Annotated in this window: 21 protein-coding genes; 19 read left to right on the forward strand and 2 right to left on the reverse strand. The window is 68.3% G+C overall.

The window, feature by feature from the left end; genetic code table 11:
- From JC881_RS16800 to JC881_RS16865, 14 genes are all read left to right on the forward strand, one after another.
- Positions 1-1,320, forward strand: coding sequence for a glycosyltransferase (locus JC881_RS16800; protein ID WP_198786839.1), 1,320 nt, complete (start codon positions 1-3; stop codon positions 1,318-1,320).
- Between the two features lie 57 nt (positions 1,321-1,377).
- Entirely contained in the window at positions 1,378-1,599 is a 222-nt protein-coding gene (locus JC881_RS16805) for an MbtH family protein (RefSeq protein ID WP_198786840.1), read from the forward strand.
- A gap of 190 nt (positions 1,600-1,789) precedes the next feature.
- Positions 1,790-3,088, forward strand: a complete 1,299-nt coding sequence (locus JC881_RS16810; RefSeq protein ID WP_198786841.1) for an acyltransferase family protein — start codon at positions 1,790-1,792, stop codon at positions 3,086-3,088.
- Positions 3,085-4,050 (forward strand): glycosyltransferase family 2 protein, encoded by a 966-nt coding sequence (locus tag JC881_RS16815; protein WP_198786842.1) that lies wholly within the window; start codon positions 3,085-3,087, stop codon positions 4,048-4,050. Before JC881_RS16810 ends, JC881_RS16815 begins: the two co-directional genes overlap by 4 nt.
- Positions 4,047-5,306, forward strand: a complete 1,260-nt coding sequence (locus JC881_RS16820; RefSeq protein WP_198786843.1) for a TCR/Tet family MFS transporter — start codon at positions 4,047-4,049, stop codon at positions 5,304-5,306. The genes JC881_RS16815 and JC881_RS16820 overlap by 4 nt, the downstream gene beginning before the upstream one ends.
- Before the next feature lie 186 nt (positions 5,307-5,492).
- The gene (gene xdhA / locus JC881_RS16825; protein ID WP_198786844.1) at positions 5,493-7,115 is read left to right on the forward strand and encodes a xanthine dehydrogenase small subunit; all 1,623 of its coding nucleotides are present in this window, start codon (positions 5,493-5,495) and stop codon (positions 7,113-7,115) included.
- A 2-nt stretch (positions 7,116-7,117) separates the two neighbouring features.
- Positions 7,118-9,586: a xanthine dehydrogenase molybdopterin binding subunit gene (gene xdhB / locus JC881_RS16830; RefSeq protein WP_198786845.1), complete on the forward strand. Its 2,469-nt coding sequence runs from the start codon at positions 7,118-7,120 to the stop codon at positions 9,584-9,586.
- 103 nt (positions 9,587-9,689) lie between these two features.
- Positions 9,690-10,700: a LysR family transcriptional regulator gene (locus JC881_RS16835; protein ID WP_198786846.1), complete on the forward strand. Its 1,011-nt coding sequence runs from the start codon at positions 9,690-9,692 to the stop codon at positions 10,698-10,700.
- 75 nt (positions 10,701-10,775) lie between these two features.
- Positions 10,776-12,176, forward strand: coding sequence for an NCS2 family permease (locus tag JC881_RS16840; protein ID WP_233101842.1), 1,401 nt, complete (start codon positions 10,776-10,778; stop codon positions 12,174-12,176).
- A 119-nt stretch (positions 12,177-12,295) separates the two neighbouring features.
- A complete protein-coding gene (locus tag JC881_RS16845) occupies positions 12,296-13,810 on the forward strand; it encodes an ABC transporter ATP-binding protein (protein ID WP_198786847.1) in 1,515 nt (504 codons plus the stop codon).
- Positions 13,803-14,945 carry an ABC transporter permease gene (locus tag JC881_RS16850; protein WP_198786848.1) on the forward strand — a complete coding sequence of 381 codons (1,143 nt, stop codon included), beginning with the start codon at positions 13,803-13,805 and terminating at the stop codon, positions 14,943-14,945. Before JC881_RS16845 ends, JC881_RS16850 begins: the two co-directional genes overlap by 8 nt.
- A 336-nt stretch (positions 14,946-15,281) precedes the next feature.
- Positions 15,282-16,202, forward strand: a complete 921-nt coding sequence (locus JC881_RS16855) for an ABC transporter permease (protein ID WP_198786849.1) — start codon at positions 15,282-15,284, stop codon at positions 16,200-16,202.
- 50 nt (positions 16,203-16,252) lie between these two features.
- Positions 16,253-17,425, forward strand: a complete 1,173-nt coding sequence (locus tag JC881_RS16860; RefSeq protein WP_042582280.1) for a BMP family ABC transporter substrate-binding protein — start codon at positions 16,253-16,255, stop codon at positions 17,423-17,425.
- Between the two features lie 69 nt (positions 17,426-17,494).
- Entirely contained in the window at positions 17,495-17,863 is a 369-nt protein-coding gene (locus JC881_RS16865) for a hypothetical protein (protein ID WP_198786850.1), read from the forward strand.
- 4 nt (positions 17,864-17,867) lie between these two features.
- Here JC881_RS16865 and JC881_RS16870 read toward each other — a convergent pair whose 3' ends face one another.
- Positions 17,868-18,758, reverse strand: a complete 891-nt coding sequence (locus JC881_RS16870; RefSeq protein ID WP_198786851.1) for a LysR family transcriptional regulator — start codon at positions 18,756-18,758, stop codon at positions 17,868-17,870.
- 77 nt (positions 18,759-18,835) lie between these two features.
- Between JC881_RS16870 and JC881_RS16875 the strand changes: the two genes are divergently transcribed.
- Genes JC881_RS16875 through JC881_RS16895 form a run of 5 tightly spaced genes read left to right on the forward strand, consistent with a single transcriptional unit; the run spans position 18,836 to position 23,801 of the window.
- Positions 18,836-19,705 (forward strand): HpcH/HpaI aldolase/citrate lyase family protein, encoded by an 870-nt coding sequence (locus JC881_RS16875; protein ID WP_198786852.1) that lies wholly within the window; start codon positions 18,836-18,838, stop codon positions 19,703-19,705.
- A gap of 37 nt (positions 19,706-19,742) precedes the next feature.
- Entirely contained in the window at positions 19,743-20,732 is a 990-nt protein-coding gene (locus tag JC881_RS16880) for a tripartite tricarboxylate transporter substrate binding protein (protein WP_198786853.1), read from the forward strand.
- A gap of 21 nt (positions 20,733-20,753) precedes the next feature.
- Entirely contained in the window at positions 20,754-21,938 is a 1,185-nt protein-coding gene (locus JC881_RS16885) for a CaiB/BaiF CoA transferase family protein (RefSeq protein WP_198786854.1), read from the forward strand.
- Between the two features lie 7 nt (positions 21,939-21,945).
- Positions 21,946-22,842, forward strand: a complete 897-nt coding sequence (locus JC881_RS16890) for an amidohydrolase family protein (protein WP_198786855.1) — start codon at positions 21,946-21,948, stop codon at positions 22,840-22,842.
- Complete coding sequence (locus JC881_RS16895) at positions 22,839-23,801, forward strand: tripartite tricarboxylate transporter substrate binding protein (protein WP_198786856.1); 963 nt, start codon at positions 22,839-22,841, stop codon at positions 23,799-23,801. Before JC881_RS16890 ends, JC881_RS16895 begins: the two co-directional genes overlap by 4 nt.
- A gap of 4 nt (positions 23,802-23,805) precedes the next feature.
- Here JC881_RS16895 and JC881_RS16900 read toward each other — a convergent pair whose 3' ends face one another.
- A complete protein-coding gene (locus tag JC881_RS16900; protein WP_198786857.1) occupies positions 23,806-24,717 on the reverse strand; it encodes a LysR family transcriptional regulator in 912 nt (303 codons plus the stop codon).
- Positions 24,718-24,813 lie beyond the last annotated feature (96 nt).

Genomic DNA, 24,813 nt, shown 5'->3' on the forward strand with positions numbered 1-24,813 from the left:
ATGGCACGCTATCTCATCGCCGCCACCGCCTTGCCGGGCCACGTCCTGCCGATGCTGGCCATCGCGCAGCATCTGGTGAAACAAGGGCACGAGGTGCGGGTGCACACCGCGAGCCAGTTCCGCGCGCAGGCCGAGGCCACCGGCGCGGGCTTCACGCCCTTCGAGCGCGCGATCGACTTCGACTACCGCGACCTGGACAAGCGCTTTCCCGAGCGCCAGCGCATCGCCTCGGCGCATGCGCAGATGTGCTTTGGCCTGAAGCACTGCTTCGCCGACGCGATGGCCGCGCAGCACGCGGGCCTGCGCGCGATCCTGGAGGACTTCGAGGCCGACGCCATCCTGGCCGACACGATGTTCTGCGGCACCTTCCCGCTGCTGCTGGGACGGGAGCGCGAAGACCGCCCGGCGATCGTCGGCATCGGCATCTCGGCGCTGCCGCTTTCCAGCTGCGACACCGCCTTCTTCGGCACCGCGCTGCCGCCGTCGTCCACGCCGGAAGGGCGGGTGCGCAACAAGGCGATGAACGCCAACCTCAAGCAGGCGATGTTCGGCGAGGTGCAACGCTATTTCGACACGCTGCTCGCGCGCGCGGGACTGCCCGCGCTGCCTGACTTCTTCATCGATGCGATGGTCAAGCTCCCCGACCTGTACCTGCAGCTCACCGCGCCGTCGTTCGAATACCCGCGCAGCGACCTGCCCGCGTCGGTGCATTTCGTCGGCCCGCTGCTCTCGCCCGCGAGCCGCGACTTCGCGCCGCCCGACTGGTGGCACGAGCTGGACGACGGCCGCTCGGTCGTGCTGGTCACGCAGGGCACGCTGGCCAACCAGAACCCGTCGCAGCTGATCGGCCCGACGCTGCAGGCGCTGGCGGGCGACAAGAACATCCTCGTCATCGCCACCACCGGCGGCCCGGTGCCGCTGGCCCTCGCGGCGAACCTGCCTGCCAACGCCCGCGTGCTGCCGTTCCTGCCCTACGACCGGCTGCTGCCCAAGCTGCACGCGATGGTCACCAACGGGGGCTACGGCTCGGTCAACCATGCGCTGAGCCTGGGCGTGCCGCTGGTGGTCGCAGGCACCTCCGAAGAGAAACCGGAGATCGCCGCGCGCGTGGCCTGGTCGGGCGCGGGCATCAACCTCGCGACCGGGCAGCCGAGCGCGCGGCAGATCGGCGACGCCGTGCGCAAGGTGCTGGGCAACTCCACCTACCGGCAGCGCGCGTCGATGCTGCGCGAGGACTTCGCGTGTCACCGCGCGCTCGCCGGCATCGCCGGTGCCCTCGAAGCACTGGTGCAAACCACCGCACCCGCGGAAATGGCCTGAGCGCCGCACACCCTCCTCACGCTCTCCGCACCCTCCGTACCCACAAGGAAATTTCAGATGAGCAACCCGTTCGACGACAAGAGCGCCAGCTTCCAGGTGCTGGTGAACGACGAGGGCCAGCACTCGCTCTGGCCCGCCTTCATCGCCGTGCCCGCCGGCTGGCAGGTGGCGCTGGCGCCGACCGACCGCGATGCGTGCAGCGCCTACATCGAGGCGAACTGGCAGGACATGCGCCCGCGCTCGTTGGTGGCCGGGACCAGGGATGCCGCCAGGGCATGAGGATGTTCGCCCTGCACCGGCGCGGCGCCGCATGGGCGCATGCATCGCGGTTTCAGTCGCCGGTGGCCGGTGAGGTGACAGGTGCCTTCGCACCGGACAGCGAACACGCTGAAGCCGCGGAGCGAAAAAGCGCCGTTCCCGCAAAGCCGCCGGGGCCCGCCATGCCACTGCAACGCAGGCCGCGCTTGCGATGAGCGTCTTCTCCGTCTGGCCGTACTTCCTGCTCGTGCTGGCCGTGCTCGGCATGCTGGTGCTGCCGGTCTTCCGCGTGGCCGACGAGCCGCCGCAGCGCGACCTACGCACCGCGACGCTCGACGGGCTGCGCGGCTTTCTCGCGCTGAGCGTCTTCGTGCACCACCTGATGGTCACGCACGGCTACGTCGCGAGTGGCGAGTGGACCTTTCCGCCCCCGGGCTTTTCCACGCTGCTCGGACAGGTCGGCGTGGGCGTCTTCTTCATGATCACGGCCTTCCTGTTCTGGGGCAAATTGCTCGATGCCGAGGGGCGGCCGGACTGGCGCGGCCTCTACGTCGGCCGGCTCTGGCGCATCGGCCCGATGTACCTGGTGGCGATCGGGCTGATGTTCCTTGTGGTCGCCTGGAAAACCGGGTTCGTGCTCAGGGAGCCCGCGTGGTCCGTGCTGGCCGCGGCGCTGCAGTGGCTGGCGCTGGGCATCGTGCCGCAGCAGCCCGACATCAACGGCTATGTAGGCACGGCCTTCATCCTCGCGGGCGTGACCTGGACGGTGTTCGCGGAATGGCTGTTCTACGGATCGCTGCGGCTGATGGCGCCGATCGCGCGCGGTGGCCACACGCCGCGCTTCGTCGCCGCCGGCCTGCTGCTGCTGTGCCTGCCGGCGCTCACAATCGCAGCGCTTCCTTCGGCCGGCTCGCCCACGCACCCCACGCTCGCGCTGGTGGTCGGCGCGCTGGCCTGGGTGCTGGCGTCGTTCCTCCTCGGGATGCTGTCGGCGTGGCTGCTTCGCCGCGACGGCGCGAACCGGTGGTGGGAGCGCCTGCCCGAACGGACCGCCTCGTTGCTCGCGCTGGCTTGCCTGGCCGCCGTGTTCCTCGGGTTCCCGCACATGGTCGGCCCCGTGCAGGTGCTGCTGCTCTGGGCCTTCTTTCACTTGGTCTGCCGCGGCAGCACGCTGTTCGGCCTGCTGGCCACGCGCGCGGCACGGCGCATGAGCACGGTGAGCTACAGCATCTATCTGCTGCAGGGCCTCGTTCTGACCGTGGTCTTCGCGATGCCGCCGGTGCGCGACTTCGCGATGGCCGGGGCGATGCAGTACTGGCTGGTCGGCACGCTGTGCGCGATGCTGCTCGTGGCGGCATCGGTCGCCAGCTACCGCCTCGTTGAAAAGCCGGGCATCGCACGCGGCAGGCGAACGATCCAGCGGCTGAAGAAGACCGACGCCGACGCCGTGGGCACGCCGTCGCATCGCAGCCATCCAACAGAGCCCTCCCTGCAAGGAAGCCAACAATGAGCGCCACGTCTGTCGCGTTCGGCGCCGTCGTCGTCACCTATTTCCCGACCGGCGAACAGGTGGCGAACCTGCACGCGCTCGCCGCGTCGTGCGCGCACCTGTGCGTGGTCGATAACACGCCGGAGGCGGGCGATTGGCAACAGGCGCTCGTGGATGCGGGCGTCTCCGTGCTGAACAACGGCAACCGCGGCGGCATCGCGGGCGCGTTCAACCGCGGCATCGCCGACCTCGAAGCGCGGGGCGCCGAACTCTTCTTCCTGCTCGACCAGGATTCGAAGCTGCCGCCCGGCTATTTCGCCGCCATGTGCGAGGCGGCGATGACGGCCCGGGAGGGCAAGGGCGAGGAGGGCGCGGCCTTCCTGATCGGCCCGCTCGTGCACGACACGAACCTGGATGCGCTGATCCCGCAATTCGGCCTCGCGGGCAAGCGCGTCTACCAGTTCGACCTCGGGCAGCCTTTCACCGAGCCGCTGGTGCGCTGCGCCTTCATGATCTCCTCGGGCTCGCTGATCTCGCGCGCCGCCTGGGCCACGATCGGCCGCTTCGACGAGCGCTACGTGATCGACCACGTGGACACCGACTATTGCATGCGCGCCTTGCGCTGCGATGTGCCGCTGTATCTCAATCCGCACGTCGTGCTGCGGCACCAGATCGGCGATATCCAGGCCCGGTCGCTGTTCGGCTGGAAGGTCCACTTCATCAACTATCCAGCGTCGCGGCGCTACTACATCGCGCGCAATGCGCTGGCCCTCTCGCGGGCGCACGTGCGCGCCTTTCCCGCAATTCTTTTCATCAACGTCTACACGCTCAAGCAGATCCTGCCGATGCTGATGTTCGAGCGCGATCGCCTGAAGAAGACCCTCGCGCTGGTGCTCGGCTGCTTCGATGGTCTTTTCGGGCGGCTCGGAGGGCTCTGCGAGGCGCATCCGCGGGTGGGCAAATACCTGAGCCGCAGCGATTGAAACCGACCCTTCATGCGCCGCGCGCACGCCGCGCCGCGCTCGCCTTCATCTTCGTGACCGTGCTGATCGACTTCCTGGCGTTCGGCCTGATCCTGCCCGGCCTGCCGCACCTGGTGGAGCGCCTGGCCGGCGGCAGCACCGCGACGGCGGCGTACTGGATCGCGGTGTTCGGCACCGCGTTCGCGGCGATCCAGTTCGTGAGCTCGCCGATCCAGGGCGCGCTGTCCGACCGCTTCGGGCGGCGGCCGGTGGTCCTCCTGTCGTGCCTCGGCCTCGGCGTGGATTTCGTGTTCATGGCCCTGGCCACCAGCCTGCCGTGGCTGTTCGTCGGGCGGGTGGTGTCGGGCGTGTTCTCGGCCAGCTTCACCATCGCCAATGCCTACATCGCCGACGTGACGCCGCCGGAAGATCGCGCCCGCAGCTACGGCATCGTGGGCGCGGCGTTCGGCATGGGGCTGGTGTTCGGGCCGGTGCTCGGCGGGCAGCTGAGCCACATTGATCCGCGCCTGCCGTTCTGGTTCGCGGCCGGCCTGACGCTGCTGAGTTTTTGCTACGGATGGTTCGTGCTGCCCGAATCGCTGCCGCCGGAGCGGCGCGCCCGCAGGTTCGACTGGTCGCATGCCAATCCGCTCGGCGCGCTGGTGCTGCTCAGGCGCTATCCGCAGGTGGCGGGGCTGGCGGCGGTGGTCTTTCTGGTCAACCTGGCGCAGTACGTGTACCCCAGCGTGTTCGTGCTGTTCGCCGACTACCGGTTCCACTGGAAGGAAGACGCCGTGGGCTGGGTGCTCGGCGGGGTGGGCGTGCTCAGCGTGCTCGTCAACGCCTTGCTGATCGGGCCGGGCGTGAAGCGCTTCGGCGAGCGCCGGGCGCTCCTGTTCGGCATGGGTTGCGGCGTGCTCGGCTTCGTCGCCTACGGCTGGGCCGATGCCGGCTGGGTGCTGCTGGCCGCGCTGCCGTTGGGCACCTTGCTGGCGTTCGCCGGACCGGCGGCGCAGGCGCTGGTCACCCGCGAGGTCGGCGCCGCCGAGCAAGGCCGCATCCAGGGGGCGCTCACCAGCCTGGTGTCGGTGGCGGGCATCGTCGGGCCGGCGATGTTCGCGGGCAGCTTCGGCTATTTCATCGGGGCGGATGCGCCGGTGCACTTGCCGGGGGCGCCGTTCTTCATCGCCGCGGCGTTCCTCTGCATCGGCATGCTGATCGCATGGCGCTGCGCGCAGCCGAAGGTGACGGCGGCAGCGGTGCCCGAGCCCACCTGAAACGGCGCCGCGGGTGCGCTCTTCGCCCATGGCCCGGGAATTGCTCGCTTTCTCCAGGGTTTCCCCCTAGGTCGCATACCCGCGCCCACATACGCAATATGGCTGCGGCGGTATGTGCGCGGCGGCGCAAGCGACTAACGTCCAGGCTTGGCCGGAAACACCGAGCCGCCCACGAGCCCGAAGAGCATGAGTACAGAGCGCAACACCATCCAACCCGTCCGCTTTTTCCACCGCGGCAAGATCGTCGACGTCAGCGGCGTGCACCCGACCCGATCGGTGCTCGACTGGCTGCGCGAGGACGCGCACTGCACCGGCACCAAGGAAGGCTGCAACGAGGGCGACTGCGGCGCCTGCACCGTGGTGATCGGCGAGCTGGCCACCGACGCCGACGCGCCAGGCGCCATCGGCGGGCTGCAGTTGCAGACGGTCAACGCCTGTATCCAGTTCCTTCCCACGCTGCACGGCAAGGCGCTCTTCACGGTCGAAGACCTGAAGGCGCAGTGCGCGGCGCCACCGTCGCCCGACAAGAAGCACCCGGTCCACACGCTGCACCCCGTGCAGCAGGCGATGGTCGACTGCCACGGCTCCCAGTGCGGCTTCTGCACGCCGGGCTTCGTGATGTCGCTGTGGTCCACCTACGAGCACCACCAGGCCGAGGGCACGCAGCCCACGCGCCAGCAGTTGGCAGACGACCTCTCGGGCAACTTGTGCCGCTGCACCGGCTACCGCCCGATCCTCGATGCGGGCCAGCGCATGTTCGACCTGCCCAGCGTGCGGCTCGACACGAAGCCCGTGGTGGCCGCGCTCACCGCCCTGCAGAACGACGGCCAGGACCAGGACCTGAACTACGCCGCGCCGCTGGGCGCCCGCATCGACCACTTCCACGCCCCCAGGACCATCGCCCAACTGGCCGCACTGCGCGAGCAGAAGCCGCGCGCCCAGCTGCTGGCCGGCTCCACCGACGTCGGCCTCTGGGTCAACAAGCAGTTCCGCGACTTGGGCGACATCATCTACGTGGGCGACGTGGCCGAAATGAAGACCATCGAGACCCGTGAGAACGCCCAGGGCGGCGAGCTCTACATCGGCGCCGGCGCCTCGCTCGAAGCCGCCTTCGAGGCGCTCGTGCAGCGCGTGCCCAGCCTGCAGGACGTGTGGCTGCGCTTTGCCTCGCCGCCCATCCGCCACGCCGGCACCATGGGCGGCAACGTGGCCAACGGATCGCCCATCGGCGATTCGCCGCCGGTGTTGATGTCGCTCGATACCGAGATCGAGCTGCGCCGTGGCGACGCGGTGCGCCGCATGCCGCTGCCCGACTTCTACATCGACTACATGAAGAACCAGCTGCAGCCCGGCGAGTTCGTGCAGGGGCTGGCGATCCCGCTGGCCGCCATGCGCCGCCAGGTGCGCGCCTACAAGATCAGCAAGCGCTTCGACTGCGACATCTCGGCGCTGTGCGCGGGCTTCGCGATCGAGCTGGACGAGGGCGGCGACACGGTGAAGGCCGTGCGCCTGGCCTTCGGCGGCATGGCCGCCACCGTCAGGCGCGCGGCGAACGCGGAAGCCGCGCTCGTCGGCAAGCCCTGGACGCAATCGAGCGTCGCCACCGCCAAGCTCGCGCTGGCGCAGGACTTCAAGCCGCTGTCGGACATGCGCGCCTCGGCCGACTACCGGCTGCAGGTGGCCCAGAACCTGATCCAGCGCCTGTGGCTCGAAACCCGCACCGAAGACGCGCTCTCGCTCGAAGAGACCAGCGTCTGGAGCGTGATGCCCCATGCCTCGCCCGCCAAAGCCACGGTGGAAGGAGCCTGACCATGAACAAACCCATCGACGCCCGCCTGCTGCAGCCCGCCGAGGCCTTTGCCGATTACCTGAAGAACACCGCCGCGCGCATCGACCCGGCAGCCGAAGCGGTCGCGCACGACCTGGGCGCGCGCGTGGGCATCAGCCGGCCGCACGAATCGGCGCACCTGCATGTGGCCGGTGAGGCGACCTACATCGACGACATTCCCGAGCTCACCGGCACGCTGCACTGCGCGCTCGGGCTCTCGCCGGTTGCCAATGGCCGCGTCACGGCGCTGTCGCTCGATGCGATCCGCGCGATGCCTGGCGTGGTGGCGGTCATCACCGCTGACGACATCCCCGGCACCAACGACTGCGGCTCGATCATTCACGACGACCCGATCCTGCTGCCGGTGGCAGACGGCGGCGAGATCCGCTACCTCGGCCAGCCCGTGTTCGCGGTGATCGCAGAGACGCGCGAGGCCGCGCGACGTGCGGCTTCGAAGGCGAAAGACGCGCTGACCATCGAGGCGAAGCCGCCCGTCATCACCCCGCAGGACGCGCATGCGCGCGGCCAGTACGTGGTGCCGCCGATGCACATCGTGCGCAGCGGCGGCAGCGCCAACGAAGGCGATGAGGCCGCTGTGCGCGCCGCCATCGCCAAGGCGCCGCACCGCCACACCGCCACGCTCGACGTGGGCGGGCAGGAGCAGTTCTACCTGGAAGGCCAGATCAGCTACGCCATTCCGAAGGAAGGCGGCGCGCTGCACATCCACTGCTCCACGCAGCACCCGAGCGAAATGCAGCACCTGGTGGCGCATGCGCTGCACCTGCAGTCGAACGAAGTGCATGTCGAATGCCGGCGCATGGGCGGCGGCTTCGGCGGCAAGGAATCGCAGTCGGCGATCTTCGCGTGCGTGGCCGCGATTGCCGCGCGCCAGCTGCAGCGCCCCGTGAAGCTGCGCCTGGACCGCGACGACGACTTCATGATCACCGGCCGGCGCCACTGCTTCTGGTACGAGTACGACGTGGGCTACGACGACGAAGGCCGCATCCTCGGCGCAGAGATCACCATGGTCTCGCGCGCCGGCCACTCGGCCGACCTCTCGGGCCCGGTGATGACGCGCGCGCTTTGCCACTTCGACAACGCCTACTGGCTCCCCAACGTGGCGATGCACGGCTTCTCGGGCAAGACCAACACGCAGAGCAACACCGCGTTCCGCGGCTTCGGCGGCCCGCAGGGCGCCATCGCGATCGAGAACATCATGGACTCGGTGGCGCGCGAGTTGAAGCGTGATCCGCTCGATGTGCGGCGCGTCAACTTCTACGGCAAGGCCGAGAACAACATCACGCCCTACCGCCAGACCGTGACCGACAACATCGTCCACGAACTCGTGGCCGAGCTGGAGGCCAGCAGCGACTACCGCGCGCGGCGCGAAGAGATTGCCGCCTTCAACAAGAAGAGCACGGTGCTCAAGCGGGGCTTGGCGCTCGCGCCGCTGAAGTTCGGCATCTCGTTCAACGTGAAGCACTTCAACCAGGCCGGCGCGCTGGTGCACGTGTACACCGACGGCTCCATCCTCGTGAACCACGGCGGAACCGAGATGGGGCAGGGCTTGAACACCAAGGTGGCGCAGGTGGTGGCGCACGAGCTGGGCGTGAGCTTCGAGCGCGTGCGCGTCACGGCGACCGACACGACCAAGGTGGCGAACACCTCGGCCACCGCCGCATCGACCGGCGCCGATCTGAACGGCAAGGCCGCGCAGGATGCCGCGCGCCAGATCCGCGAGCGCCTGGCAGAGAGCGCGGCCGAACGCCATGGCGGCAAGGCGAGCGCGGTGCGCTTCGCGAACGACAAGGTCGAGGTCAACGGCCGCACGCTGGCTTTCAGCACCGTGGTGGGCGAGGCCTACCTCGACCGCAAGCAACTGTGGTCCGACGGCTTCTACGCCACCCCGGGCCTGAGCTGGGACAAGGACAAGATGCAGGGCCGCCCGTTCTACTACTACGCCTACGGCGCGGCGGTGAGCGAAGTGGTCGTGGACACGCTCACCGGCGAATGGAAGCTCCTGCGCGCAGACATCCTGCACGACGCGGGCAAGTCGCTGAACCCGGCCGTGGACATCGGCCAGGTCGAGGGCGCCTTCATCCAGGGCATGGGCTGGCTCACCACCGAGGAGCTGGTGTGGCATCCGCAAAGCGGCAAGCTCACCACGCACGCGCCGAGCACCTACAAGATTCCGACGGCCAACGACTGCCCGCCCGTCTTCAGCGTGCGCCTGTTCGAGGGCCAGAACTTCGAGGACTCGATCCACCGCAGCAAGGCCGTGGGCGAGCCGCCGCTGCTCTTGCCGTTCTCGGTGTTCTTCGCGATCCGCGATGCGGTGTCGGCGGCCGGCGGCCACCGGAGCGATCCGCCGCTGAAGGCGCCGGCCACGAGCGAATCGATCCTTCGTGCCATCACCGCCGTGCAAGCGGTGGAATCCGCATCGGCCGAATGAAAACGGGCCGTGCTCGCACGGTCCGAGCTTCACTCCAACACCCGGTTTGCCCCAATGCTGCGCTGTATAACTGTTCGCACAGACAAGAAAGGTGTGAACAGCCATGAGAGACCAAGCGCTTTTCGACAAGATCGATCTTCATCTGATCCGGGTGCTCCACACCGTGCTGACCGACCGCAGCGTCTCGCGCGCCGCCATCCGCCTGGGGATGTACCAGCCGGCCGTCTCGGCCGCGCTCAAGCGCCTGCGGGAGCTGTCGGGCGATCCGCTCTTGGTGCGCTCGGGCTCGGGCATGGTGCCCACCGATGCGGGGCTGCGGATGATCGAGCCGGCGGCCAGCATCCTGCGCGCGGCCGAGATGCTGTTCTCCGATGCGCGCGGCTTCGAGCCGCAATCGGCGGCCACCACCTTCCGCATCGCGGCCAGCGACTACATGGACCCGCTGTTCCTGCCGATGCTGGTGGCGCACGTCAAGCGCGAGGCGCCGCTCTGCCAGATCGAGATCCACGCGCTCTCGCCCGACTCGGACTACCACGGGCACCTGGCGCTCGGGCAGGTCGACCTGGTCATCGGCAACTGGTTGAAGCCCCCGGAAGACCTGCACATGGCGCGGCTCTTCGGCGACGAGGTGGTGTCGCTGGTCAACCAGGACCACCCGGCGGTGCGCCGCGGCTGGGACCTGGAGACCTGGCTCGCGGCCGAGCACATCGCGCCCACGCCCATGCACCCGGGCGGGCGCGGCATCATCGACCAGATGCTCGACGAGCTGGGGCGGCAGCGCAACATCACCGCGCGCTGCGCGCACTTCAGCCTCATTCCCGACATGGTGGCGTCGAGCCTTCTGGTGCTGACCACTGGCCGCCAGTACTGCGAGCGCTTCGCCGCGCGGCTGCCGGTGAAGATCATCGACTGCCCGGTGGCGCTGCCGCGCCTCATGTACTACCAGCTCTGGCACGAACGCACCCATTCGTCGAGCTCGGCGCGGTGGCTGCGCGAATGCATCAAGGACGTGGCGGCGTCGCTGCGGCCCGCGTCTTCCGCCATACCCGGGGCATCCGGCGTGTCCGGCACCGCGACGCGCCTGCCCGCCGCCCCTGAAAAACCGGACCCCTGAGAAACCCCCGTTCGCGCCGGCGTCGTGAGCGGGGCAACGATGAAACCGCCACTACAACAGCTGGAGACAAGCGAAATGAGTACGTTTGAACAGGCGCCCAAAGGCGCCGAGCCCCGCACCCCGGGGCATGTCGAGTCCGCGCGTCCGCGTGCGGCTGTGGGCAGCGCAAGCGGCTCGGGTCTGCTTGAACGCGTGTTCAAGCTCAGTGCGCACAACACCACCGTGCGCACCGAGGTCATCGCGGGGCTCACCACCTTCCTCACGATGGCCTACATCATCTTCGTGAACCCCACGATCCTCGGCGACGCGGGCATGCCCAAGGGCGCGGTCTTCGTGGCCACCTGCCTCATCGCCGCGCTGGGCACGCTGATCATGGGCCTCTACGCCAACTACCCGATCGCCATGGCGCCGGGCATGGGCCTGAACGCCTACTTCGCCTACGTGGTGGTGCTGGGCATGGGCTACACGTGGCAGGTCGCGCTGGGCGCGGTGTTCATCTCGGGGTGCCTGTTCCTCATCGTCACGGTCACCGGGTTGCGGGAGCTGTTCATCGCGGGCATACCGCAGTCGTTGCGAACGGCGATCACGGTGGGCATTGGCATGTTCCTGGCGCTCATCGCGCTCAAGAGCGCGGGCGTCGTCGCCGCATCGCCCGCCACCTTCGTCACGCTGGGCGACCTGCATTCGCCGCCGGTGGTGCTGGCCACGCTGGGCTTCCTGGTCATCGTGACGCTCGACCGGTTGAAGGTGCGAGGAGCGATCCTCATCGGGATCATGCTGGTGACGGTGCTGTCGTTCTTCTTCGGCGGCAACAAGTTTCACGGCGTGTTCGATGCGCCGCCGTCGATCGCGCCCACCTTCATGCAGCTGGACATCCTGGGTGCGCTCAAGGGCGGCATCCTGAATGTGGTGCTGGTGTTCTTCCTGGTCGAGATGTTCGACGCCACCGGCACGCTGATGGGCGTGGCCAAGCGCGCGGGCTTGCTGGTGCCCGGCAAGATGGAGCGCATGAACAAGGCACTGCTGGCCGACAGCGGCGCGATCTTCGCGGGCTCGCTCCTCGGCACCTCGAGCACCACGGCGTACGTGGAAAGCGCGGCCGGCGTGCAAGCGGGCGGGCGCACCGGCCTCACGGCGGTGGTGGTGGCGGTGATGTTCCTCGCCTGCCTCATGATCTCGCCGCTCGCGGGCTCGGTGCCGGCCTATGCCACCGCGCCGGCGCTGCTCTTCGTGGGCTGCCTCATGCTGCGCGACCTGGTCGAGCTCGACTGGGAAGACACCACCGAGGTCATCCCCGCCGCGGTGACCGCGCTGGCCATGCCCTTCACCTACTCGATCGCCAATGGCCTGGCCTTCGGCTTCATCACCTACGCGGTGCTCAAGCTCTGCACCGGCCGGGCACGGGAAGTGCATGCAATGGTGTGGGTGATCGCGGCGATCTTCCTGTTCAAGTTCGCCTACATCGGCGGACACTGAAAGGCTGAGCAGAGCGCCGTCGGGCGTCGATGGTCGCCAATGGGCGCGGAAGCCGCTATTAAACTTATAGCTGCTTCCGCTTTGTTGCTGTTGAACGAGACAAACCCACGAAACCCGGCATGACAACCCCCCGACTCCAGCTCGCGCACATCACCAAGCGGTATCCCGCGGTGGTGGCCAACAGCGACATCTCGCTGGCCGTTGCCCCCGGCGAAATCCATGCCGTTCTCGGCGAGAACGGCGCGGGCAAATCGACGCTGATGAAGATCATCTACGGCTCGGTCAAGCCCGACGAAGGCACCGTCACCTTCGACGGCCAGGCCGTCACCCTGCGCAACCCCCAGCAGGCGAGGGCGCTGGGCATCAGCATGGTGTTCCAGCACTTCAGCCTGTTCGACACGCTCACCGTGGCCGAGAACGTGTGGCTGGGCCTCGATAAATCGCTGCAACTGGCGGAAGTGGCGCGCAGCATCACCGCCAAGGCCAGCGAGTACGGCCTCGATATCGACCCCTCGCGCCCGGTGCACACGCTCTCGGTGGGCGAGATGCAGCGGGTGGAGATCATCCGCGCGCTGCTCACCAACCCCAAGCTCCTGATCCTGGACGAGCCGACCTCGGTGCTCACGCCGCAGGCGGTCGTCAAGCTCTTCACGGTGCTCAACAAGCTGGCCTCCGAGGGCTGCAGCATCCTCTACATCAGCCACAAGCTGCACGAGATCCGCGAGCTCTGCACCGCCTGCACGGTGCTGCGCGGCGGCAAGGTGACAGGCGTGTGCAATCCCCAGAACGAGAGCAACGAATCGCTCTCGCGGCTGATGATCGGCAGCGAGCCGCCGCCCTTGCAGCACCGCCCGGTGCATGCGGGCGCGGTGGCGCTGCGCGTGAAGGGCTTGACGCTCGCGCGCGAAGACCAGTTCGGCGTCGACCTGGACGGCATCTCGTTCGATGTGCGGGCCGGCGAAGTGGTCGGCATCGCGGGCGTGTCGGGCAACGGGCAGAAGGAACTGCTCTACACGCTCTCGGGCGAGGACGTGCGCGCCGATGCAGCGATGGTGCAGGTGTTCGACAAGCCCGCCGGGCGGCTGCGGCCACGCGCGCGCCGCGCACTGGGGCTGCACTTCGTGCCCGAAGAACGATTGGGCCGCGGCGCGGTGCCCACGCTGGGCCTCGCGCACAACCTGCTGCTCACGCGCAGCAACGCGGTGGGCAAGGGCGGATGGATTCGCACCTCGGCACTCGAGAAGCACGCCAGGGGCATCATCGAGCGCTTCAACGTCAAGGCCGGCGGCCCCCATGCCGCGGCGCGATCGCTCTCGGGCGGCAACCTGCAGAAGTTCATCGTCGGCCGCGAGATCGACGCCAACCCCAAGCTCTTCATCGTCTCGCAGCCCACCTGGGGCGTGGACGTGGGCGCGGCCGCGCTCATCCGCGGCGAGATCCTCGCGCTGCGCGATGCCGGCTGCGCGGTGCTGGTGGTGAGCGAGGAGCTCGACGAGCTGTTCGACATCAGCGACCGCCTGCACGTGATCGCCAAGGGGCGCCTGTCGCCCTCCATCGACCGCGCCGCGGCCACGCTGCCGCAGATCGGCGAATGGATGAGCGGTCTCTGGAACAAGGAAGCGGCCCATGCTTAAGCTCGAACCCCGCCCGGAGCTCTCGCGCTTCTGGACCTTCGCCTCGCCGATCCTGGCGCTGCTCATCACGGTGCTGATCGGCGTGGCGCTTTTCGCCGCGCTCGGCAAGGACCCTGTGAAGGGCCTCATGGTGTTCTTCTACGAGCCCATCAAGAACGGCTACGCGCTCGGCGAGCTGATGATCAAGGCGACGCCGCTGCTCATCATCGCGCTCGGTCTTGCGGTGTGCTTTCGCTCCAACGTGTGGAACATCGGCGCCGAGGGGCAGTTCGTGTTCGGCGCCATCGTCGCGGGCGGCGTGGCGCTGCTGGCCGACAAGAACACGGGCTCGTGGATCGTCGTCGCCATCCTGGTCGCAGGCACGCTCGGCGGCATGGTGTGGGCGGGCATCGTGGCGTTCCTGCGCGACAAGTTCAACGCCAACGAAATCCTCGTGAGCCTGATGCTGGTCTACGTGGCCACGCTGCTCTTGAGCTACATGGTGTTCGGCCCGTGGAAGGACCCGCAGGGCTACAACTTCCCGCAGTCGAAAACCTTCGAGGCGGTCACGCAGATTCCGCGGCTCTTCAAGGGCTCGCGCGTGAGCATCGGGTTGATCATCGCGCTGGTGGGCGTGGGCGCGCTGTGGGTGTTTTTGTTCCGCACGCGGGCGGGCTTCGCGCAGCAGGTCGGTGGATTGGCCCCGGCGGCGGCGCGATACGCCGGCTTTTCGGCGCGGCGCGCGGTGTGGATCGCGCTGCTCACCTCGGGCGGCGCGGCGGGCCTGGCCGGTGCGCTCGAAGTGGCCGGCCCGCTCGGCCAGCTCACGCCGTATGTGCCGGCCGGCTACGGCTTCGCGGCCATCATCGTGGCCTTCGTCGGGCGGTTGCATCCGGTGGGCATGGTGTTCTCGGCCATCCTGATGAGCATGTTCTACATCGGCGGCGAACTCGCGCAATCGCGCCTCGGGCTGCCCAAGTCGCTGACCGGTGTGTTCCAGGGTTTGCTGCTCTTCACGCTGCTGGCCTGCGACACGCTCATCGCTTACCGCATCCGCCGCAAGGCGGCAGCCAAAGCCATTCTCACGACGAGTTCGCTGCAAGCCAGCACGCCGCTGACCGCGCCTGTTGCGCGTTCGAGCGAAGGAGTGCTTTGATGACGGATTGCTCTTCGATTCGGGCGATGCGTGCGTTGTGGCGCGATCACGCCGACGGGGTGCCTTGCTCCGCGAATGTCCCCCGCCTTCGGCTCCTCCTTGATTTCGCTGCGCAAGGCACCCCATCGGCGTGCTCGTTATTCAGAGCGGTCGTTGATCGGCCGAACACCACCAGCGTGTCCCTGTGCGCAGGGCATCGGGTACTCCCCGCAGCGAAATCAAGGAGGAGGCCGCAGGCCGGGGGACATTCGCGGAGGGGAGTACCCGGTGGCCTGCGCACCCGCCCCGAACGCACCCTTCAGAACAGCAACACCAACCCGCGCTGGAGCCATTGACATGGACAGCTACGCACTCCTTCTCGGCTCCACGCTGAGCGCCGGCACCGTCCTCGCGATCGCCGCATTGGGCCTCCTCATCAACGAGAAAGCCGGCATCGTCAACCTCGGCGCCGAAGGCATCATGCTGTGCGCCGCCATCGCCGGTTTCGCGACGGTGGTCACCACGCACAACCCCTGGCTCGGCTTTCTCGCAGGCATGGCGGCGGGCGCCTTGCTCGCGGCCTTCTTCGGCGTGCTGGTGATCTGGCTCAACACCAACCAGTACGCGACGGGGCTCGCGCTCAGTCTTTTCGGCGTGGGCTTCTCGGCGTTCGCCGGTATCAACTTCGTGCAGGCCAAGCTGCCCGAGAGCGTGTCGTATGCGATCCCCGTGCTGGCCGACATTCCGCTCGTCGGCCCCGCGCTGTTCCGCCATCATCCGATGGTGTATTTCGCGGTGGTGCTGACCTTCGGGCTCATCTGGTTTTTGTACCGCACGCGCGCGGGCCTCGTGCTGCGCTCGGTCGGCGAATCGCCCGAGTCGGCGCATGCGCTGGGCTACCCGGTGCGGCGCATCCGCTTCATGGCGGTCGTCGCGGGCGGCGCGCTCTGCGGGCTGGCGGGGGCGTACCTCTCGACCGTGTACACGCCCCTGTGGGTCGAGGGCATGGTCGCGGGCCGCGGCTGGATCGCGCTGGCGCTCACCACCTTCGCGACCTGGCGGCCGATTCGCGTGCTGCTGGGCGCCTACCTCTTCGGCGGCGTCACGATGCTGGGCTTTCACCTGCAGAGCAGCGGCGTCGATGTGCCGCCCCAGTTCCTGAGCATGCTGCAGTACATCGCGCCCATCGTGGTGCTGGCGCTGATCTCGCGCAACCCGGCGTTCATCCGCATCAACATGCCGGCTTCCATAGGGAAACCGTTCTACCCCGGCTCATAATCGCGTTTTTCGTTTTCCCGCCAACCCGTCCTTTTTGAGGATTTCCGACAATGAATGATCTGAACAAGCGCTCCCTGCTCAAGCTGGCCGCCCTCACGGCGGTCGCTTCGGCGGCCCTGATCGGCTGCGGCAAGAAAGAAGAAGCGGCAGCACCGGCCGCGGCCCCCGCGCCCGCCCCGGCCCCCGCTGCAGCCGCGCCGGCCCCGGCCGCGCCGCTCAACATCGCATTCGCATACATCGGCCCGGTGGGCGACGGCGGCTGGACCTTCGCGCACGACAACGGCCGCAAGGCGCTGGAGAAGGAATTCGGCGACAAGATCAAGACCACCTTCGTGGAAAGCGTGCCCGAAGGCGCCGACGCCGAGCGCGTGTTCCGCGACATGGTCGGCCAGGGCAACAAGCTGATCTTCGGCACCACCTTCGGCTACATGGAGCCGATGCTCAAGGTGGCCACCGACAGCAAGGACGTGAAGTTCGAGCACGCCACCGGCTACAAGACCGCCGACAACATGCGCACCTACGACAGCCGCACGTACGAGGGCGCGTACATGGCCGGCGTCATCGCCGGTGCCATGACCAAGAGCAACACGCTGGGCGTGGTCGGCTCGGTGCCGATTCCCGAGGTGCTGCGCAACATCAACAGCTTCACGCTGGGTGCGCAGTCGGTCAACCCGAAGATCACCACCAAGGTCGTGTGGGTCAACGAATGGTTCAGCCCGCCCAAGGAAACCGAGGCGGCCACCGCGCTCATCAACGGCGGCGCCGACATCCTGTTCCAGAACACCGATTCGCCCGCCGTGCTCAAGACCGCGCAGGAAAAGGGCAAGCGCGCCTTCGGCTGGGATTCGGACATGACCGCCTACGGCCCCAAGGCCCACCTGGGCTCGGCCACCATCAACTGGGCGCCGTACTACATCAAGGCCACGCAGGACGCGCTGGACGGCAAGTGGGCCACCGGCCAGGCCTGGTGGGGCGTGAAGGAAGGCGCCATCGACCTCGTGTCGATCGCCGAGGACGTGCCGGCCGAAACCAAGGCCAAGGTCGAGGAAGTCAAGAAGGGCCTGAAGGACGGCAGCTTCGTGATCTGGAAGGGCCCGATCCTCGGCCAGGACGGCAAGGAAGTGGTCGCCAAGGACGCCGTGGCCGACGACAAGTTCCTGACCGGCATCAACTTCTACGTCAAGGGCGTCGAAGGCAAGGTGCCTGGCGGCGACAAGAAGTAATCGCCGCGGCGATTTAGACGGAAAGGGTCGCCCAGGGCGGCCCTTTTTTCATTGGAGAGGATTCGCACCATGAAGCTCATGTTCACCGCCGCGCTGCTGCTGTCGGCCTCGCTGTCGTTCGCCGCCGCACCCGCGAAATTTTCGAAGGAGGAGCAGCCGCTGCAGAAGGCCGTCTCCGACACCGAGATGTGCTTTCACTTCGCGGGCGAGTTCAACGGCGACGGCTCCGCGCACGACAAGGAAGTCAACCGCATGCAGCGCAAGCACTGCGGCAAGGCGGGCCAGCAATTGCTGCTGAAGGCCTACCGTGCCAATCCGCAGGACGCGCGCCTCTACCCGGCCGTGTTGATGCTCAACAGCCTGTCTACGGAGTTCCTGTCGAAGGCCGAGGTGGCGCGGCTCTGCGCCGTATCGAAGACCGAGCTGGTCTGTCAGTAGAAAGTCAGTGAGGCCGTGAGCGTTTACCCGCGACCACGACCTCCGCGCTGTCCACGAACCCCCGTATCAACCGCTGCCGGTGCGACGCCCGCTGCCACAGGATGCCGAAGCGCCGCGGCTCCGAAGGCATCGGCAGCGGGATCTTCGCCACGCGCTGGCCCTCGAGCAGCGGCGATGCGATGTCGGGCACCAGCGAAACGCCCAGCCCGCGATCGACCATCATCGCGATCGCCAGCAGCGAGCTGAGCTCGAAGCGTTCCTGCGGCACGATGCCCGCGGCGCGCAGGTACCGGTCGGCCTGCTTGCCGCCGCCCAGCGCCCGGTCGTAGCGGATGAGGGGCGAAGTTCGCAGAAGTTCGTGCGGATCGCGCTTCGCAAGGCGGCTCGGCGCGAGCAGCACGAGCGGCTCCTCCCGCAGCAGCGACCAGTCGAAGGTCTTGGCGAGCACATAGGGCGGATAGAGGCACACGGCCGCATCGAGCTCGCCCTGCTGCACCGCCTTGTAGAGCGTGGCCGTGGTGCCCGATTGCAGGAACACCTTCACGCCCGGATGCGTCTTCACGAAGCGCGCGAGGATGTCCGGCAGCAGGCTGTGGATGGCCGTGTTGATGGTGCCGATGACGAGCTCGCCGCCGGCCGCGTCGTTGTTGAGCAGCGTCTTGAGGTCGCCCACCTCGCGCAGCAGGTTGCGCGCGCGCTGCACCAGCAGGTGCCCCGCCTCGGTCGGCTGCACCGTGCGGCCCGCGCGGGCGAGCAGCGGCGCGTTGAGCTCGCGTTCCAGCGTGCGTATTTGCTGTGCCACGGCGGCAGGCGTCAGGTCGAGGCGGCGCGCGGCCTCCGACATCGAGCCCGACTCCACCACCAGAAGAAAGCTTTGCAGGTAGGCTGTTTCCATGAAAGATAGATTTTCTATGATCTGATCATAGAAGCCATGTGTTTTTCTTTGCTCATGCGCTGCGCACACTGCGCTGCATGAGAAGCAAACTTTTCGTTCCCGGAACCCGCCCCGAGTTGTTCGCCAAGGCCTTGAGCGGCGCGGCCGATGGCGTGTGTTTCGACCTGGAGGATGCGGTGTCCGAGCCGCGCAAGGGCGAGGCGCGCGATGCCGTGCGGCAACTGCTGCAAAGCGGCGAGCCGGCCGCATCGGGCAAGACCGTGATCGTGCGCGTCAACGCGATGGACACGCCGCACTTCGCCGACGACATCGCCGCGGTCGCGCAGCCCGGCGTGCACCTCATCAACATTCCCAAGCCCGAGAGCCCGGCGCATGTGCGTGCCGCGGTCGAGGCCATCGAGCGCGCCGAGCAGGCGAACGGCGTGCGCGCGCCCATCGGCCTGCTGCTGAACATCGAGGCGCCTTCGGCCTTGCGCACCGCGGCGCAGCTCGGCGCTGCGCATCCGCGCGTGGCAGGGCTGCAGCTGGGGCTGGGCGATCTGTTCGAGCCGCTGGGCATCGCGCGGCGCGAGCCGACCGCAATCGGGCAGGCGATATTCGCGATGCGCGTCGCCGCGGGCGAGGCGGGCGTCTATGCCTACGACGGCGCGTTCGCGGATATTCGCGATGCCGACGGCTTTCGCGCCGAGGCCATGCTGTCGCGCAACCTCGGCTTCCTCGGCAAGACCTGCATCCACCCGAGCCAGATCGCGATCGCCAACGAGGTGTTTCGCCCGACCGACGAAGAGATCGCGCACGCCTGCAAGGTGGTCGAGGCCGCGCGCGATGCCGATGCCAAGGGCGTGGGCGCCTACGTGGTGGACGGAAAAATGATCGACATCCCTTTCGTGATCCGCGCACGCGCCATCGTCGCGAGCGCGCGCAGCCTGGGCCTGCTGCCGGGCTGAGTTTTTCGCTTTCTTAGAAAATCAGGAGACAAGACAAATGAAGATTTCCCCATCGCTTGGCCTGCGCACGCTCGTCGTTGCTGCCATCGCCGGCGGCTGTCTGTTGAGCGGCAGCGCATTCGCACAGACCGCGTACCCGACCAAGACCATCACCATCGTCGTCCCCTATCCCGCGGGCGGCTCCAACGACACCTTCGCGCGCCAGGTGGCCAAGGAACTGGGCGATGAACTGAAGCAACCGGTCATCATCGACAACCGCCCCGGCGCGAGCGGCAACACCGGCACGGGGCAGGTCGCCAAGGCCGCGCCCGATGGCTACACGCTCGTGGCCGTGTCCTCCAGCATGACGACCAACGCGGCCGTGCAGTCGAAGCTGCCGTTCGATCCGGTCAAGGGCCTCGCGCCTATCGCCATGTTCGCCAAGGGCCCGTTCATCGTCGCGGTGAACAACGACTTTCCTGCCAAGACGCCGGCCGAGCTCATCGCGGCCATCAAGGCCAAGCCGGGGCAGTACAACTACGCCTCGTCCGGCTCGGGCAGCGTCAACCAGTTCGGCACCGAGCTGCTCAAGGCCAAGGTGGGCGACCTGCAGATCGCGCACATCCCCTACAAGGGCATGGGCCCGGCCGTGACCGACCTGATCGGCAACCAGACGCAGCTGCTGATCTCCAGCGGACCGTCGCTGCTGCCGATGGTGCGCGCGGGCAAGCTGCGCGCGGTCGGCATCACGAGCCTGAAGCCCAGCCCGATCGCGCCCGACCTCACGCCCATGTCCACGGCCGTGCCCGGCTACGAATTCGAACTCTGGTGGGGCCTGCTGGCGCCCGTGGGCACGCCGCCCGACGTGGTGGCGAAGCTCAACGGCGCGGTGAACAAGATCATTGCCAAGCCCGAGATCACCGCCAACTTCCTGCGCGAAGGCGCCATCGCCACGCCGCTCTCGCCGGCGCAGTTCGGGACCGTCATCGCGGAAGACGTCGAGCGCTGGAAGAAGCTGGCCAAGCAGCAGAACATCACAGCCGACTGAGCATTGAAGAAAGAACGATCCATGACCATCGACGCCCCGCAAGACGACACAAGCCTGCCCGCGCGCACCGGCCCGGCCGGGCCACTGAGCGGCCTGCGCGTGCTCGACCTGAGCGCCTACATCGCGGGGCCCTACGGCTGCTCGCTGCTGGCCGACCAGGGCGCCGAGGTCATCAAGATCGAGCCGCCCACGGGCGACAACCTGCGCAAGTACCCCTCGACGCTCGAGGCCGAGAGCCGCGCCTTCATCGGCGTGAACCGCAGCAAGCTGGGCGTGGTGCTCGACCTGAAGAATGCCCAAGACCTGGCCGCGCTGATGGCGCTGGTGCGCACCGCCGACGTGCTGGTGCACAACTTCCGCCCGAGCGTGCCGCCGCGGCTGGGCATTGCGTACGACCAGCTGAAGGCCGTCAATCCGCGCCTGATCTATTGCAGCCTCACGGGCTACGGCGAGACCGGTCCGCTGCGGGAGAAAGCCGGCTACGACCAGGTGCTGCAGAGCATGACCGGCATGTGCGCGCTGCAGGGCAAGCGCGGCGAGCCGCCCGAGATCATCTACGGCTCGGTGGTCGACTACTACGCGGCCGCGCTGGTGGCCGCGGGCGTGGCCTCGGCGCTGTACGAGCGCGAGAAAAGCGGCGAGGGCCAGTTCGTCGGCGTGTCGCTGTTGCGCTCGGCGCTCACGATGCAATCGGCGCGCATGGTGTGGGCCGAGGGCGAGCCGAAAGACGTGGGGCGCGACATGCGCTCGGGCGGCATCACCGGCCTGCATCCGACGCGCGAAGGCCACCTCTACATCTCGGCCAACACGCCGCACTTCTGGCAGGCGCTGTGCGCCAAGGTGGGCCTGCCCGAGCTCGCGGCCGACGAGCGCTACGACTCGGTGCGCAAGCGCGCGCAGCACTTCGCGGAAATCGTTCCGCGCCTGCGCGAGGCGCTGGCCACGCGCACCGCGCTCGAATGGGAAGAGCTCTTCGGCGAAGAGGTGCCCTGCGCGGCCGCACGCACGGTCGAGGACATGTTCGACAACGAACAGGTGCTGGCCGAGGACATGGTCGCGAACTTCGCGCACCCCACGCTCGGCTCGTACCGGGGCTTCACGCGCGCCGTGAAGTTCGGCCGCACGCCGGGCCCCGAGCCCTTCGCCGCGCCGACGCTGGGGCAGCACACCGACAAGGTGCTGAAGACCGCGAACGCGGCGGACTGACGCGCGCATGGACGTCGTCTACCCCAACAGCAGCGGCACGCGCCGACCCGCCAGCGCGGCACCGGCGGGCGCGTGCGATGCGCACATGCACATCTACGACCGCCGCTTCGCGCTGCACGGCTCGCCCGATGCGATGGTCGACAGGGCCACCGCCGACGACTACCGCCTGCTGCAGCAACGCATCGGCACGCGGCGCACGGTCGTCGTGCAGCCGCGCGTGCACGGCACCGACAACAGCGTGACGCTCGATGCGATCCGCGCGCTCGGCCCTGCGCAGACACGCGGTGTCGCGGTGGTCCACCCCGACGTGAGCGACGCCGAGCTCGAGCGCCTGCACGCGGGCGGCATTCGCGGCATTCGCTTCACGCTCTACACGAGTGCCAATGCCGCCACCGATTTCTCCATGGTCGAGCCGCTCGCACAACGTGTGCACGCGTTCGGCTGGCATGTGCAACTGCACTGGAGCGCCGACCAGATCGCCGCGCACGCCGACCTGCTCGCGCGCCTGCCGTGCACCATCGTCTTCGACCACCTCGCGCGCCTGCCGCTGCCCGATGCGCTCTCGCATCGCGCGTTCGATGTGGTGAGCCGGCTGCGCGACAACGGCCGCACGTGGGTCAAGCTGTCCGGCCCCTACCTCGATTCGAAAGCCGGCGCCGCGGGCCGCTACGCCGACACGACCGCCATCGCCCGGGCCTGGGTTCGCCAGGCGCCCGAGCGCGTGGTGTGGGGCAGCGACTGGCCGCACCCGACCGAGCCGGTCAACAAGCCCGACGACGCAGTGCTGTTCGACCTGCTGGGCCAGTGGGTGCCCGACGAGGCCACGCGCCATCGCGTGCTCGTCGACAACCCGGCGCAGCTCTACGACTTTCCCGAAACGACAAAGACCGAGACATCCGAATGACGAAGAGACGCCTCCTGAAATCCATCGCCGCGCTGGCCGCGTGCGCTCCGTTGCTCGGCTGGGCCGCATGGCCCGACAAGCCCATCCGCATGGTCGTGCCGTACGCCGCGGGCGGCGGCGCCGACAACACCGCACGCGTGGTCGCGCAGCAGCTGAGCGTCGCGCTCGGCCAGCAGATCGTCATCGACAACAAGCCCGGCGCGGGCGGCGTGATCGGCGAGGACAACGTGGCCAAGGCGCCCGCCGACGGCTACACCGTGCTCTACGACGCTTCCGCGTTCGCGGTGAACCCGTCGCTGCGCAAGCTCCCGTTCGATGCGGCCAAGGATTTCATTCCCGTCTCGCTGGTGGCCACCGCGCCGCAGATCCTCGTCGTGCCCGCAACCGCGCCCTACAAGACGGTGGCCGAGTTCCTCGACTTCGCGCGCAAGAACCCCGGCAAGCTCAGCTTCGCCTCGGCCGGCGGCGGCACCGGCTCGCACCTGGCGGGCGAGGCGCTGAACGAGCAGGCCAAGGTCAACCTGATGCACGTGCCCTACAAGGGCGGCGCGCCCGCGCTGACCGACGTCATGGGCGAGCAGGTCTCCGCGTACTTCGGCAACGTGGCCTCGACGCTGGGCTACGTCAAGTCGGGCAAGCTGCGCGCGCTGGCCGTGAGCTCCAGCAAGCGCGTGAACGGATTGCCCGACACGCCCACACTCGCCGAGTCGGGCCTGCCGGGCTACAACGTGGTCGAGTGGAACGGTGTGTTCCTGCCCAAGGGCACGCCGGCCGATGTGGTGCAGCGGCTGGGCAAGGCCGTGCAGGCGGCGGTCAACGACCCCGTCGTGAAGCAGAAGCTGCTGCAGTTCGGCCTGGAGCCCGCAGGCACCACGCCCGAGGCGTTCGCGAAATTCGTGCAGGACGAGACGGGCAGGGTGAGCGCGCTGGTGAAGGCGCGGAACATCCGGGTCGACTGAGCCGCTACCGTGCCATCGCGCTCGTTCCATTCACCTCATGGATGAGGTCGATGAACGCGCGCAGCCCCGCGGAGATGTGCCGCCGCCCCGAGTAGTAGAGCGCCAGCCCCGCGACGGCCGGCATCCGGTCGTCCAGCACGCGCACGAGGCGGCCGCTCGCCACGTCTTCCTCGATGTACCACTCGGCCACTTGCGCGAGGCCCATGCCTTGCCGCGCCGCATCGAGCATCAGGGCCGGCGCATCGAGGATCAGGCGGCCCGGCACCTCCAGCGCCTGCACCTTGCCCTTGGCCATGAATTCCCATGGCGAGGGCACGCCGCTGGGCAGGCGGGCGCGTATGCATTGGTGCGCGGACAGATCGGCGAGCGAACCCGGCGCCGGGTGCCTGGCGAAGTAGCCGGGCGAGCCGACCACCACCATGCGCAGCCCCACGCCGATGGGCACGCGCACCATGTCGCGCGGCACCAGTTCGCTGGGTCGGATGCCCACGTCGAAGCCTTCGCCGACGATATCGACCATGCGGCCTTCGGTGACGATGTCCACCGTCATCGCCGGATGGCGCCGCAGGAACTCGCAGACGATCGGCGCGAAGACCATGCGCGCCGCGCCCAGCGAGCTGTTGATGCGCAGCGTGCCGGTGGGTGTGGCGCGCTGGTCGTTGAGGTCGCTCATCGCGCCCTGGATCTGCGCGATCGCCGGCTCGATGCGGGCAAGGAACGCGTGACCGGCCTCGGTCAGCGACACGCTGCGCGTGGTGCGGTGAAAGAGCCGCACGCCCAGCCGCGACTCCAGCCCGGCCACCGCGCTGCTGAGCGCCGAGGTGGACATGCCCAGTTCCACCGCCGCGGCCCGGAAGCTGTGGCGCCGCGCGACGGCCAGCACCGCCTCGAATTCAATCAGCCCTGTCTTGTGCATTGTCCTGAATACCGGGATGCGTCGTGCGCGATTTTCCATCTTATCAAGATGATCGAGGGGCCATAGATTGCCCATGACCCTGGGATTTCCGGGGAA

It is taken from the genome of Variovorax sp. IB41, from assembly GCF_016405905.1.
Lineage (GTDB): Bacteria > Pseudomonadota > Gammaproteobacteria > Burkholderiales > Burkholderiaceae_C > Variovorax.